Raw genomic sequence first — 12,519 nt, forward strand, 5'->3', positions numbered from 1 at the left:
AACGGCTACAGCCACCCTGCCCGCTTGAAGCGCCACCACAGCGCGAAATCGGCGACGACCATCACTGCAATGCAGCCGTAGAAGCCGTATTTCAGGTGCAGCTCGGGCATGTTCGCGAAGTTCATCCCGTAGATACCGGCGATCATCGTCGGTATCGCGAACAGCGCGGCAAACGAGCCGAGCCGCTTGGTCACCTCGCTCTCGGCCAGCGAGATCATTCCGAGGTTGACCTGGATCGCCGTCACGACCATCTCGCGCCGCCCTTCGATCGTCTTCACGATCCGCTGCAGATGGTCGTACACGTCGCGGAAGTAATGCTCCATCCCGCTGCATATCTGCGGGATGCGTCCGCCCGTGAGCTTCGCGAGCGGCTCGATCAGCGGCGCCGTGTGCTGATGCAGCATCACGAGGCGGCGCTTCAGCGAATAGAGATCCTCGATGATCGCGCGCGACGACGCGGGCGTGGCCTTCGTGAAGATGCGGTCCTCGAGTTCCTCGAGCTCCGCGCCGAGCGTTTCGAGGATCGGGAAATAGCGGTCGACGACCTGGTCCATCAGCGCGTAGAACACGAACGCCGAGCCTTCCTGCAGCAGATGCGGCTCGCGCTCGCAACGCTTGCGCACGTCGCGGAAGTCCTGCTCGGTCTGGTTGCGGATCGACAGCACATAGTTCGGGCCGACGAACAGGTTCAGCTCGCCGACCTTGAGTTCGCCGTCATCGTCGAGCTCGACCATATGCAGCACCGCGAACAGCGAATCGCCGTACTCCTCGATCTTCGGCCGCTGATGCCCCTTGCGGGCATCCTCGAGCGCGAGCTCGTGCAGCGCGAACTCCTCGCCCATCAGGTCGATTTCGTCGGGCGTCGGATCCTTCAGCGCGACCCATACGAAGCATTCCGGCTTCGACACGTAGTCGCTGATGGCGTCGATATCGATGTCGGCCAGCTTGCGGCCGTCCTGGTATGCAGCACAGTTGATCAGCATGTTGTCCGTGATGTTGCGGTTTGCGCATCAGTTTACCGGTTTGCTGCGCGGGCGGCCCGGCTTGCGCGGTACGCCGATATTGGTCATGATCGGGCTGCGTGCACCGCAGCACGCGCCCCAGCGCACTTCGACACGCACGCCGCACGGCCGTGCGGCCGTGCGGCCCAACCGTCAAGGAGACAGACCCATGTGGTATTTCTCGTGGATACTCGGCATCGGCGTGGCACTCGGTTTCGGCATCGTCAACGCGATGTGGCTGGAAGCGGAAGTGTTCTCGAGCGGCGACAAGCGCAGCGATACGTCGAGCCAGGGGTCGGGAGGCAAGGTTTCGTGACGCACCTGGTGTTCTTTTGCGGTCATGCCGGCACCGGCAAGACCACGCTCGCGAAGCGGCTCATCGGGCCGCTGATACGCGCGACCGGCGAGGCCTTCTGCCTGCTCGACAAGGATACGCTGTACGGCCGCTACAGCTCGGCCGCGATGGGCGCGCTGACCGAGGATCCGAACGATCGCGACAGCCCGCTCTACCTGAAGCATCTGCGCGATCCCGAATACCACGGCCTGCTCGACACGGCCCGTGAAAATCTCGCGCTCGGCATCAGCGCGATCGTGGTCGGCCCGCTGTCGCGCGAAGTGCGCGACCGGCGCATCCTCGACCGCGCGTGGCTCGGCATCGCGCCCGACGTCACGCTGACGGTCGTCTGGGTCCACACGTCGGAAGACGTCGCGCACGCGCGGATCGTCGCGCGCGGCAACCCGAACGATGCGTACAAGCTCACGCACTGGGACGAATACCGGCAGCGCCGCTTCGTGCCGACCGGCCGCGAATGCGACGGCATCGTGATGTTCGACAACACCGCGCCTTCCGACGCGGATGTCGCCGCGCTGCTGTACCGCATCGTGCCGCCCCCGGCGCCGGCGACAATCGTCCCGCCGCTGCCGGCCTGACCGGCGCCCTTCCCGCTTTCTCCCCCTAAAAAACAACGCCGGAAGCGCTGCTGCGCTCCCGGCGTCGTACGGCCCTCGTGCCAGAGGCTGGCGGGTGGTCAGGCTACCGCGTGCACGCGCTCCATCGTGCCGCCTTCGTACAGCTTGCCGAAGCGGTTCGACAGGAACGCCTTCAGCGACACCTTTTCCTGCGGGATGAAACCGCTCTGCGGCAGCTTCTTCTCGCGGAACAGATCCAGCACCGCGCACATCGCGCCGGCCGTCGTGATCTGGATCGCGCTCATGTGCATCCCGCACACGTCCTTCGCGAAGATCTTGCGCGTGAACACGTCCTGCACGAGCTGGCCGTCCTTCACGCCCGTCACCGTGACGAACACGAGCACGACGTCCTGCTTCGTCGACGGCACCGCGCGGCGCATGATCGACTTCAGCGTGTCGCGGTCGGTCGACAGGCGCAGGTCTTCGAGCAGGAACTGGACGAGCTCGCGGTGGCCCGGGTAGCGCACCGACTTGTAGTCGAGCGTCTCGACCTTGCCCGACAGCGTCTCGCACAGCGTGCCGAGGCCGCCCGACGTGTTGAAGGCTTCGTACTCGGTGCCGTCGAGCGAGAAGTGCTCGAGGCCTTCGAGCGGCTGCACCCACTGCTTGCGGCCGTCGCGGATCGCTTCGCACGGCTGGCAGTATTCGTTGATCAGGCCGTCGACGCTCCACGTCAGGTTGTACTTCAACGCGTTGGTCGGATACTCGGGCAGCGCACCGACGCGCATCTTCACGTCGCGCACTTCGCTGAAGCCGTTCACGAGTTCGTGCGCGGCGATGCCGATGAAGCCCGGCGCGAGGCCGCATTGCGGCATGAACGCACGGTCGGAGCCGTCGGCCAGTTCGCGGATCGCGTGGGTTGCGCGCACGTCTTCGGTCAGGTCGAAGTAGTGGACGCCGGCAGCCTTCGCGGCGGCGGCGACGTTGACCGCGAGGTAATAAGGCAGCGCGTTGACGAGCGCATCGAAGCCCTTCACTGCTTCGCGAATCGCATTCGCGTCGGCCGAATCGACCCGTTGCGTCGCGATGCCTTCGCGCGACAGCTTCGCGAGCGCATCCGCATCGCGGTCGAACGCGACGACTTCGTAGTCGCCCGTTTCGCGCAGCATGTGAGCAATGGTGTGGCCGATCAGACCTGCGCCGACGATGGCGATTTTCATGCGCTTATCTCCTGATGATGGGTTGGTGTTGTGGACGGCGTTTAGCCATGAACACAGTTTAGGGACGCGCAAAATCAGTTCCAAGACGAAGAATGATGCGAAACGACCGATAATTTCGACGTTACGACGACACATTTCGTCGAAATGTCGAAACAGTGCATTTATCCCGTCGCCGGCCTCGCTATGGCTGGCCTAAGTTTCCCGTTTCAGACTGCATGCCGACCACCCGATCGCCAAGGAGGCATCGCATGCAATCCGTATCCGTCAATCGCGCGTCGCACTGGCTGAACAAGGTGCCCGACGTCGCGCTGTCGTTCTGGATCATCAAGATCATGTCGACCACGGTCGGCGAAACCGGCGCGGACTTTCTCGCGGTCAACGCGGGCCTCGGCCAGGTCGTCACGCGCATCGCGATGGCGTCGCTGCTCGCGATCGCGCTGTGGCTGCAGTTGCGCACGCGCCGCTACGTGCCGTGGATCTACTGGCTCACGGTGGTGCTGGTCAGCATCGTCGGCACGCAGATCACCGACCTGCTCACCGACGGCCTGAACGTCAGCCTGTATGCGAGCACCGCTGCGTTTGCCGTCGCGCTCGCGGCGATCTTCTTCGTGTGGCATCGCGTCGAAGGCACGCTGTCGATCGACACGATCGTCACGCCGCGGCGCGAGCTGTTCTACTGGGCCGCGATCCTCTGCACGTTCGCGCTCGGCACCGCCGCGGGCGATCTCGCGACCGAAGCGCTCGGGCTCGGCTTCACGCTCGGCGCGCTGTGCTTCGGCGCGGCGATCGCGGCCGTGTTCGTGATGTGGCGGCTTGGCGTCAATGCAGTGCTGGCGTTCTGGATCGCGTACATCCTGACGCGCCCGTTCGGCGCCTCGCTCGGCGACCTGCTCACGCAGGCCCGTGCATACGGCGGGCTCGGCTTCGGCGCCGCGTGGACGAGCCTGCTGTTCCTGACCGTGATCGTGCTGCTCGTCGCCGTCGCGCAGTTCGGCAGCGGCCCGCACACGCGGGCCGGCGCCACCGAATGACACCCTTTCCTTTCCGTTCATCGAATCGAGGACACCCCATGCGCTTCCCGTATTCCGTTTCCCGTCTCGCCGTTGCCGCGGCCGCGATTGCCGCGATTGCCGCGCTGGGCGCCGCCGCAGGCTGCTCGAAGCAACAGGATGCGAACGCATCGACATCGTCGCCCGCGCCGGCCGCGGCGTCGTCCGCGGCGTCGTCCGCGGCGGCGCACGCATCGAAGCTCGGCGACCTGTCGCAGTTCCGCACGATCGCCGCCGACGTCAATACGCTCGTCGGCAAGGGCGACCTGTCCGGTGCGAAGACCCGCATCAAGGATCTCGAGATCGCGTGGGATGCGGCCGAGGCCGGCCTCAAGCCGCGCGCGGCCGCCGACTGGCACATGGTCGACCAGGAGATCGACCGCGCGCTGTCCGCGCTGCGCGCCGACCATCCGACCCAGGCCGATTCGGCCGCGGCGATGAAGAACCTGCTCGCGGCCTTCGACCGGTTCGGCGGCAAATAAGCGTTGCGCCGGGCGCGCGGCGCGTGACGCGCGCCCGGGAATCGCATACGCTGGCGGCGATTGCCCGGCACGGAGAACACGCATGCGAATACTGCTCGTCGAAGACGACCCGATGATCGGCGAGGCAGTCCATGCTGCGCTGAAGGACGCGTCGTACGCCACCGACTGGGTCACCGACGGTGCGCACGCGTTGACCGCGTTCGCGGCGCAGCCCTACGACCTGATCCTGCTCGATCTCGGCCTGCCCGGCCGCGACGGGCTCGACGTGCTGGCCGGCATCCGCGCGAAGGACGCCAGCGCGCCGCTGCTGATCGTCACCGCGCGCGACGGGCTCGACGATCGCCTGCGCGGCCTCGACGGCGGCGCCGACGACTACATCGTGAAGCCGTTCGAGATGGCCGAGCTGCTCGCGCGGATTCGCGTCGCGATCCGGCGCCGGGCCGGCTCGGCCGCGCCGCTGCTGAGCAACGGCATCGTGTCGCTCGACCCGGCGACGCGCGAGGCCGCCGTCGACGGGCATGCGCCGGTCCCGCTGTCGAATCGCGAGTTCTCGCTGCTGCGCGCGCTGCTGGTTCGCCCCGGCGCGATCCTGTCGCGCCGCGAGCTCGAGGATCGCCTGTATGGCTGGGGCGAGGAAGTCGAAAGCAACGCGGTCGAATTCCTGATCCATTCGCTGCGCCGCAAGCTCGGCAGCACCGTGATCAAGAACGTCAGGGGTGCGGGATGGATGGTTTCAAGAAGCATCTGAGCGAGTCGATCGGGTTCCGCCTGTCGGTCGCGCTGTCGGCGGCGATCCTGGTCGTCGCAATGGCCGCGGCCGCGTTCGCGTTTTCGTCGGCGTTCGACGAGGCGCACGAACTGCAGGACGACGTGCTGCGCGAGGTCGCGACGCTGCTCGACCGTGCGCGCGCGCCTTCGCCCCGGGCCGCCGGTGCCGGGCCCGCGCGAGAAAGCGACGAGCTGTCGCGCGTGATCGTGCAGCCGCTCGGCGGCGCACCGCAACCGGCCGCCGACGGCGCGCCGCGGCTTGCGCTGCCGCCGACGCTCGCCGACGGGCTGCATACGGTCGAAGCCGGCCGCAACGTGTATCGCGTGATGGTCCATACGCTCGCGAATGGCGAGCGCATCGCGGTCGCGCAGGAAGCCGGCATGCGCGACGACGTCGCACGCGAAAGCGCGTGGCGCACCGCGCTGCCGCTGCTGATCCTCGTGCCGATCCTGCTGCTGCTCGTCGCCGATCTCGTGCGCAAGCTGTTCCGCCCGGTAGCCGTGCTGTCCGCCGGCATCGACGCGCGCGACGAACACGACCTGCGCCCGGTGCCGGCCGAGCACGTACCGGTCGAGGTGCGGCCGTTCGTCGTCGCGATCAACCGGCTGCTCGCGCGCGTCACGCAATCGGTCGACGCGCAGCGCCGCTTCGTCGCCGACGCCGCGCACGAGCTGCGCTCGCCGCTCACGGCGATGTCGCTGCAGGCCGAGCGCCTGGCCGACACCGACCTGCCGGACGATGCGCGCGCGCGGCTTGCCGCGCTGCGCGGCGGGCTCGACCGCAGCCGCCACCTGATCGGGCAACTCCTCGCGCTCGCGCGTGCGCAAAGCGCGCCGGCCGCGCCGCCCGGCGCCGTGTCGGTGCATACGATCTATCGCCGCGTGCTGGAAGACCTGATGCCGCTCGCCGACGCCAAGACGATCGACATCGGCGTCGACGACGGCCCGGACACCCGCGTGCCCGTCGACGAGTTCGAACTCACGTCGCTGGTCATGAATCTGGTCGACAACGCGATCCGCTACACGCCGCCCGGCGGACGCGTGGATCTGTCGACACAACGAACGGACACACACGTGTGCGTGACGATCGCCGACACCGGGCCGGGCATCGCGCCGCACGAACGCGAGCGCGTGTTCGATCCGTTCTACCGGGTGCCCGGCAACGCGCAGATCGGCTCCGGGCTCGGCCTGTCGATCGTGAAGATCCTCGCGGACCGGATGGGCGCCGACATCGCGCTCGCGTATGCGGACGAACCGGCATCGCGCGGGCTGCGCGTCTCGGTGCGGATTCCGCTCGTGCGGCCGTCCGGCGCAGCGCAGCCCGACAGCCTGGCCGATGCGCCGGCGCAAGACGCGCGGCGCGAAAGTCGCCGGACGTGAGCGTCAGCCGCCGACCGTCCCGCGATCGATCTTGCGCGACAGGATGATCGACGTGGTCGTGCGCTCGACGCCTTCGAGCGTGCCGATCTGGTCGAGCAGGTCGTTGAGCCGTTCGGGCGAATCGGCACGCAGCCACGCGACGTAGTCGTACTCGCCGCTCACCGCGCACAGCAGCTGCACTTCGGGCATCCGGTCGAGCTTGCGCAACACGTCCTTGCCGAACTTCGGCGTGAGGATGATGCCGACATACGCGTAGATGCTCGCATCGAGCACGTCCTGCCCGAGCCGGACGCTGTAGCCGGCGATCACGTTGGTGCGTTCGAGCCGCGCGATGCGTGCGACGACCGTCGTACGCGCGACGTCGAGCTGGCGCGCGAGATCCGCGACGCTTGCGCGCGCATCGGCTTGCAGCAGCGCGACGAGCTGCCGGTCGAGATCGTCGAGTTGATCGAGGCGGGGTGGACGCATGAGGCTGGGCCGGCGTGCGACGCGCCGGCTGAGTGGAAGGTGACGCGATGATAGCGCCGAACGCCCGCACGCCCAAACGGCATCGCACGACGGCGCAATCGCACGCCGTCATGCGGTCGCGCCGCCTTGTGCGTGCGCAACGTCCGCATCCGGATCGCACTTGCCGCTTGTTTGCCGCCTGTTTGCCGCGCCCGTCGCCGGTACGTGCCGGGCCATCGCGCGCCCCGTACCGAGCCGCTATGTCCCTTTCAATTTCGACTCGTATCGGATGTAAGCAAGTGTCGCATTCACCGCCGCGCCGCACGCAACGTGTTACTAATAACGTGCGACGCGAGATGCGCGCTTGCGGCAATTGCCGCCGCGCCCGCTCGCAAGACACCACCCCGGAGAGCCAACCATGAAGAAAATCTCGCTCACCCTCGCTACGCTCGCCGTTGCAGCCAGCGCGTTCGCGCAAACCCCGGCGCCGGCGCAAGCGCCCGCTCCAGCCACCACGGCTGCGGTCGCGGCGTCGGCCCCGAGCGCCGAGCAGCGCGCGGCACGTCACGAAGCGCGCATCGAGCAGCGCATCAAGTACCTGCACGACCAGTTGAAGATCACGTCGGCGCAGGAACCGCAATGGAAGACGTTCGCCGACACGATGCGCGGCAACGGCGAAACGATGGGCCGCCTCTATAGCGAACGGATGGCCAAGCACGACGTCTCCGCGCTCGACGACATGAAGCAGTATGCGGAATTGTCGCAGGCGAACGCCGACGGCGCGAAGAAGCTCGCCGACGCATTCGCGCCGCTCTACGCGAGCTTCCCGGCCGAGCAGAAGGCGCTGGCCGACACGACGTTCCGCAGCTGGCTGAACCATGGCGGCGAGCACCGCGGCAAGGGCAAGACGAAGGGCAAGGAAGGCAAGGCGGCAGCCGCACAGGCCGCCAGCGCACCCGCGCAACCCTGACGCCCTCGCCGCCGGCGCCGCGCTGCCCGTCCGGGCCGAACGGCGCCGCGTGTCCTGCCCGCGATCGGCGCGCGTCACACGGCGCGCCGAATTCGGGATAAGCTCCCGGCTTTTCCCGCACTTCCTCGCCATGCTCGAACTCAAGCACATCGATCTGCGCACCGACCCGCAGGCCCGTCGCGTCGTCAAGGACGAAACCGTCGCCGTGTCATTCGCGGACGCCGACGGCGAACTGATGAGCCTCGAAGGCCCGAACCGCTATGTCGCGGGCGACGCGCTGATCACGGGCTCGACCGGCGACCGCTGGGTCGTGTCGCGCGCGCGCTTCGACGCCAAATACCTGCCCGCCGATCCGGCACTCGCGCACGGCGCATCGGGCGCCTACCGGAACCGGCCGGCCGTCGTGCTCGCGCGCCGGATGGACGAGCCGTTTACGATCGCCCGCTCGGAAAACGGCGACACGCTGCGCGGCGTCGCCGGCGACTGGGTGATGCAGTACGCGCCCGGCGACTACGGCGTCGTGCAGGCGCAGCGCTTCGCGCAGGTCTACCGCGACGCGTAATCCGCCGCGCCGGCATGATGCCGGCGCACACGCTCACGCAAAGTCTTCGTCGAGTTCGAGTTCCGCGTTGCGCTCGACGGCCTCGCCGGCCGCGTGACGCTCCTCGAGCGACCCGAGCATCGCTTCCGTATACGCATGCAGCACCGCATGGCTGCGTGCGCGCTGCATCGGCTTGAACGCGAGATAACGCGCGAGCGCGGCCGGCACGACGCGGATATCGAGTGTCATCCGCTTCGGCGTCGCGCCGAAACGCATCGCGAGCCAGTGTACGGACAGGAACCGCCCGCGCTCGTCGCTGCTTTCGGTGAAGCGCGTCTGCTCCGGAAAGAGATCGCAGATCACGCGCGCGAGCGCGTCGAACTCCGCGCTCTGGCATTCGATCAGATAGTCGTCCATCCCGTCTCTCCCGTCAGGCTGCCGTACGCGACGGCCGGCACGTCTTCACCATCACGACGACCAGGATCGCGGCCAGCACGAAATACGCGGCCTCGACCCATCCGGCCGGCAGCACGCGCACCTGGTACAGCAGCGCCGGCGCCGCCGCGAGCGCATGCAGCACGATCGCGAGCGGCAGCACGCCCGCACGGCCGGCGCGCACGCCGCGCCAGACCAGCACCGACAGCGCAAGCTGCAGCACGAACGCCGCGCAGCGTTCGAGCAGCAACAGCAGGATCGACTGTGCCGACAGCGTCGCGAGCATCACGTGCAGCCGCACGACGGTATCGCCCGGCAGGTCGGCAAGCTGCGTCTCGAGCTGGCCGCGGCTCGCCAGCCACGCGAGATACGACCACTGGCCCCACACCAGTACGCCGACGAACCACGCTTCGGCGCCGCCGTGACCGATCCCGTAGCCGATCGCGCGGCCGTCGCCGGCCGACGTGCCGTAGCGCCGGTTCAGGAAACGCATCCCGAGATAACGACCGACTTCCTCGAATACGGCGGTCGCGAGCGCGCTGTACGCGACGAACGCGAGCGGCTGCGTCAGCCAGCCATCCGCCGGCGTCTGGCTCAGCACGAGACCGTGGAACGCGCGTTCGACGATCATCGCAAACAGCGTGAAGACGGCGACGCCGACGATCGTGTCGCGGCGGTTGAGCGCGAGCGGCTTGCGCAGGATACGGAAGAGGACGAGCGGCAGCAGCGCGATGATCAGCGTGGCGGCGATCAGCACCGCCAGCGTGACGGGAGCGACAGTCATGTATTTCCTTGTTCGGGGCAGCGCACCTGGCGCGCTGCGTGCCCCGAATGATACTCAGCTTGCGGTCGACGCGCGCGCAATCAGCTCGCCCGGCAGCATCGCGACGCGCACGTCGCCCGCTGCGCCGTCGATCCGCTCGTGCACGAATTCGACGGCCTTGTAGCCGATTTCGTAGGTCGGCTGACGGATCGTCGTGATGCCGATCAGCTCGGCCCATTCCGGATCGTCGATCGACAGCAGCGCGGCCTTCTGCTGCCACGCGGCGCCGAAACGCGCGCGCAGGTGGCGCGCGATCGCGAGTGCGACCGGCGCATTCGCGGCGAACAGCGCCGCACGCACGCCGCGCCGCGTTGCATCGTCGATGCGCGTATCGAGGTCGGCGAGCGCCGCCGCGGCCGCGTCGGGCTCGTTCAGGTCGAGCACGACCGTCGCCGGCACCGGCAGCCCGCGCGCATCCAGCGCCGCGCGGAACGCGGCTTCGCGCACGCGCCGCGAGCTGACGCGCTCGAACGGCTGCACGACGAAATGGATCGCGTCGAAGCCGTGCTCGATCAGGTGCGCGATCGCCGTCTCGATCGCATCGGCGTTGTCGAGGCCGATCAGGTCGGCCTCGAAACCCTCGACCGTCCGGTCGACCAGCACCGCCGGGATGCCGGCGCCGCGCAGCGGGCGCAGCACGTCCTCGTCGGCGCCGAGCGCGTTGACGATCAACCCTTCGACACGGTAGGTCGTGAGCAGCTGCAGGAAGCGGCGCTCCATCTCGACCTCGTTCGCCGCGTGACAGATGAGCGGCATGTAGCCGAGCGCATGGCACGCGTCCTCGACGCCCTGCAGCACTTCGACGGTATAGGGATTGGTCAGGTCGGCGGCGAGCATGCCGAGCAGCCGGTTGCGGCCGCGCTTGAGCCCGCGCGCCATCTGGTTCGGCCGGTAATTGAGCCGCGCGATCGCCGCCTCGATCCGCTGGCGCAGATCGACGGACAGCACATGCGTCTCGCCGTTCAGGTAGCGCGAAACGCTGGTCTTGCCCGTGCCGGCCTCGCGCGCGACATCGCTGATCGTCGCCGGACGCGTCGTGGAAGGTTGCGAATCGGTCACTGTCGTGCCTCGCGACGTACGATCCGCGCCGCTTCGTGAGCAGACGGACCTTTGTTGTTGGAAACGTAAGCCACCCGGCGGCCTCCTCTGTCGACCAGCGTTAGCGCTTTAGCGCTTACGCTGGTCCCATGCTTCGCGGTCGACCAGCGTCAGCCCTTCAACGCTTACGCTGGTCCCATGCTTCGCGGTCGACCAGCGTCAGCCCTTCAACGCTTACGCTGGTCCCATGCTTCGCGGTCGACCAGCGTCAGCGCTTCAGCGCTTACGCCGATCGGTCACGTGCAAAAGCAGTCGGCCGCACCGGACCTGGCGCGGATACCCGTCGCCGGACGCCGCCGGCAGGATTGCCGGGCCGTCGATGCGACGAGCGGGCGATCATAACGCAGCCAGCCCTCCGGCACCAAGACCATCGACTCTAACGACGCCGGCACCCCGCCGACCGGCTGTCGCCCCGTTACCCGGCGCGGCTCAGGCCCGCGCGAGCGCGTCCGGATTGACGAGATTCGTGCGCAGCGTGCCGGCCAGCGCGCCGACCAGGTTTTCCGCGGCGCAGCGTGCCATCGCGTGGCGCGTCTCGTGCGTCGCGGAGCCGATATGCGGCAGCGCGACGACGTTCTTCATCTGCAGCAGCGGCGAATCCGCCGGCAGCGGCTCCTTCTCGAACACGTCGAGCCCCGCGCCGCGGATCGTGCCCGCGCGCAGCGCGTCGACCAGCGCGGCTTCGTCGACGACGGGCCCGCGCGACGCGTTGATCAGGATCGCGCCGCGCTTCATCTTCGCGAATTCGGCCGTGCCGATCAGGTGGTGCGTTTCCGGCGACAGCGGCACCTGCACGCACACGAAATCCGACTGCGCGAGCAATTCGTCGAGCGTCACGCGCCGCGCGCCGTACTGCGTCTCGGCTTCGGCATGCGCGGACCGGTTCGCGTACAGCACCTGCATCCGGAAGCCGAGCGCCGCGCGGCGCGCGACCGCGCCGCCGATCCGCCCGAGCCCGACGATGCCGAGCGTCTTGCTCTGCACGTCGGTGCCGTACAGGTCCGGGCCGATGCTGCGATGCCAGTGGCCGGCCTTCACCCACTCGGCCAGCTCGACCACGCGCCGCGCGGACGCCAGGATCAGCGAAAACACCGTATCGGCGGTCGACTCGGTCAGCACGTCCGGCGTATGCGCGAGCACGATACCGCGCCGCGTGAAATCCGCGACGTCGAAATTGTCGTAGCCGACCGAGATCGTCGACCAGGCCTTCAGCCGCGGCGCGCGGTCGAGCATCTGCGGCGGGACCTTCAGGCTCGCGCCGATCGCGCCGTCCGCGTTGCCGAGCGCATCGGCAAGCGCGTCGGCGCCATCGGCCTGCACGACGTCCGCATGCTCGCGCAGGTACGCGAGAACGTCATCGGGCAGCGGCTTGTACGCGACGATACGAGGCTTCATC

15 protein-coding genes are annotated in these 12,519 nt (G+C 68.2%); 8 read left to right on the top strand and 7 right to left on the bottom strand.

Translation table 11 applies throughout. The annotated features are described in order from the left end of the window. Positions 1–5 precede the first annotated feature (5 nt). Positions 6–983 carry a magnesium/cobalt transporter CorA gene (gene corA / locus ABD05_RS14700; RefSeq protein ID WP_047900748.1) on the bottom strand — a complete coding sequence of 326 codons (978 nt, stop codon included), beginning with the start codon at positions 981–983 and terminating at the stop codon, positions 6–8. A 187-nt stretch (positions 984–1,170) separates the two neighbouring features. On the opposite strand from corA, the gene cydX reads away from it, so the two are divergent. Beyond that, a complete protein-coding gene (gene cydX / locus ABD05_RS35430) occupies positions 1,171–1,317 on the top strand; it encodes a cytochrome bd-I oxidase subunit CydX (RefSeq protein WP_047900749.1) in 147 nt (48 codons plus the stop codon). After that, entirely contained in the window at positions 1,314–1,931 is a 618-nt protein-coding gene (locus ABD05_RS14710) for a P-loop nucleotide/nucleoside kinase family protein (protein WP_047900750.1), read from the top strand. The genes cydX and ABD05_RS14710 overlap by 4 nt, the downstream gene beginning before the upstream one ends. 98 nt (positions 1,932–2,029) lie before the next feature. Here ABD05_RS14710 and ABD05_RS14715 read toward each other — a convergent pair whose 3' ends face one another. Then, on the bottom strand, positions 2,030–3,130 hold the full coding sequence (locus ABD05_RS14715) for a saccharopine dehydrogenase family protein (protein WP_034181371.1): 1,101 nt from the start codon (positions 3,128–3,130) through the stop codon (positions 2,030–2,032). Between the two features lie 248 nt (positions 3,131–3,378). On the opposite strand from ABD05_RS14715, the gene ABD05_RS14720 reads away from it, so the two are divergent. From ABD05_RS14720 to ABD05_RS14735, 4 genes are all read left to right on the top strand, one after another. Then, a complete protein-coding gene (locus tag ABD05_RS14720; RefSeq protein ID WP_047900751.1) occupies positions 3,379–4,161 on the top strand; it encodes a COG4705 family protein in 783 nt (260 codons plus the stop codon). A 38-nt stretch (positions 4,162–4,199) separates the two neighbouring features. Beyond that, positions 4,200–4,661 (top strand): hypothetical protein, encoded by a 462-nt coding sequence (locus ABD05_RS14725; protein WP_047900752.1) that lies wholly within the window; start codon positions 4,200–4,202, stop codon positions 4,659–4,661. Positions 4,662–4,743: 82 nt separating this feature from the next. After that, on the top strand, positions 4,744–5,409 hold the full coding sequence (locus tag ABD05_RS14730) for a response regulator transcription factor (RefSeq protein WP_047900753.1): 666 nt from the start codon (positions 4,744–4,746) through the stop codon (positions 5,407–5,409). Next, the gene (locus ABD05_RS14735) at positions 5,385–6,809 is read left to right on the top strand and encodes a sensor histidine kinase (protein WP_047900754.1); all 1,425 of its coding nucleotides are present in this window, start codon (positions 5,385–5,387) and stop codon (positions 6,807–6,809) included. Before ABD05_RS14730 ends, ABD05_RS14735 begins: the two co-directional genes overlap by 25 nt. A gap of 3 nt (positions 6,810–6,812) precedes the next feature. Here ABD05_RS14735 and ABD05_RS14740 read toward each other — a convergent pair whose 3' ends face one another. Continuing rightward, complete coding sequence (locus tag ABD05_RS14740) at positions 6,813–7,277, bottom strand: Lrp/AsnC family transcriptional regulator (RefSeq protein WP_047900755.1); 465 nt, start codon at positions 7,275–7,277, stop codon at positions 6,813–6,815. 397 nt (positions 7,278–7,674) lie between these two features. On the opposite strand from ABD05_RS14740, the gene ABD05_RS14745 reads away from it, so the two are divergent. Next, a complete protein-coding gene (locus ABD05_RS14745) occupies positions 7,675–8,226 on the top strand; it encodes a Spy/CpxP family protein refolding chaperone (protein ID WP_047900756.1) in 552 nt (183 codons plus the stop codon). A gap of 130 nt (positions 8,227–8,356) precedes the next feature. Continuing rightward, complete coding sequence (locus tag ABD05_RS14750; RefSeq protein ID WP_047900757.1) at positions 8,357–8,788, top strand: PGDYG domain-containing protein; 432 nt, start codon at positions 8,357–8,359, stop codon at positions 8,786–8,788. Positions 8,789–8,821: 33 nt separating this feature from the next. Here ABD05_RS14750 and ABD05_RS14755 read toward each other — a convergent pair whose 3' ends face one another. The 4 genes from ABD05_RS14755 to ABD05_RS14770 form a co-directional block, all read right to left on the bottom strand. Continuing rightward, positions 8,822–9,184: a DUF3022 domain-containing protein gene (locus ABD05_RS14755; protein ID WP_047900758.1), complete on the bottom strand. Its 363-nt coding sequence runs from the start codon at positions 9,182–9,184 to the stop codon at positions 8,822–8,824. Between the two features lie 13 nt (positions 9,185–9,197). Continuing rightward, positions 9,198–9,986, bottom strand: a complete 789-nt coding sequence (locus tag ABD05_RS14760; protein ID WP_047900759.1) for a YhfC family intramembrane metalloprotease — start codon at positions 9,984–9,986, stop codon at positions 9,198–9,200. Between the two features lie 54 nt (positions 9,987–10,040). Then, positions 10,041–11,084 (bottom strand): LacI family DNA-binding transcriptional regulator, encoded by a 1,044-nt coding sequence (locus tag ABD05_RS14765; RefSeq protein ID WP_047900760.1) that lies wholly within the window; start codon positions 11,082–11,084, stop codon positions 10,041–10,043. Positions 11,085–11,552: 468 nt separating this feature from the next. After that, positions 11,553–12,518, bottom strand: coding sequence for an NAD(P)-dependent oxidoreductase (locus tag ABD05_RS14770; RefSeq protein WP_047901236.1), 966 nt, complete (start codon positions 12,516–12,518; stop codon positions 11,553–11,555). Position 12,519: the final 1 nt, after the last annotated feature.

The organism is Burkholderia pyrrocinia (genome assembly GCF_001028665.1).
Lineage (GTDB): Bacteria > Pseudomonadota > Gammaproteobacteria > Burkholderiales > Burkholderiaceae > Burkholderia > Burkholderia pyrrocinia.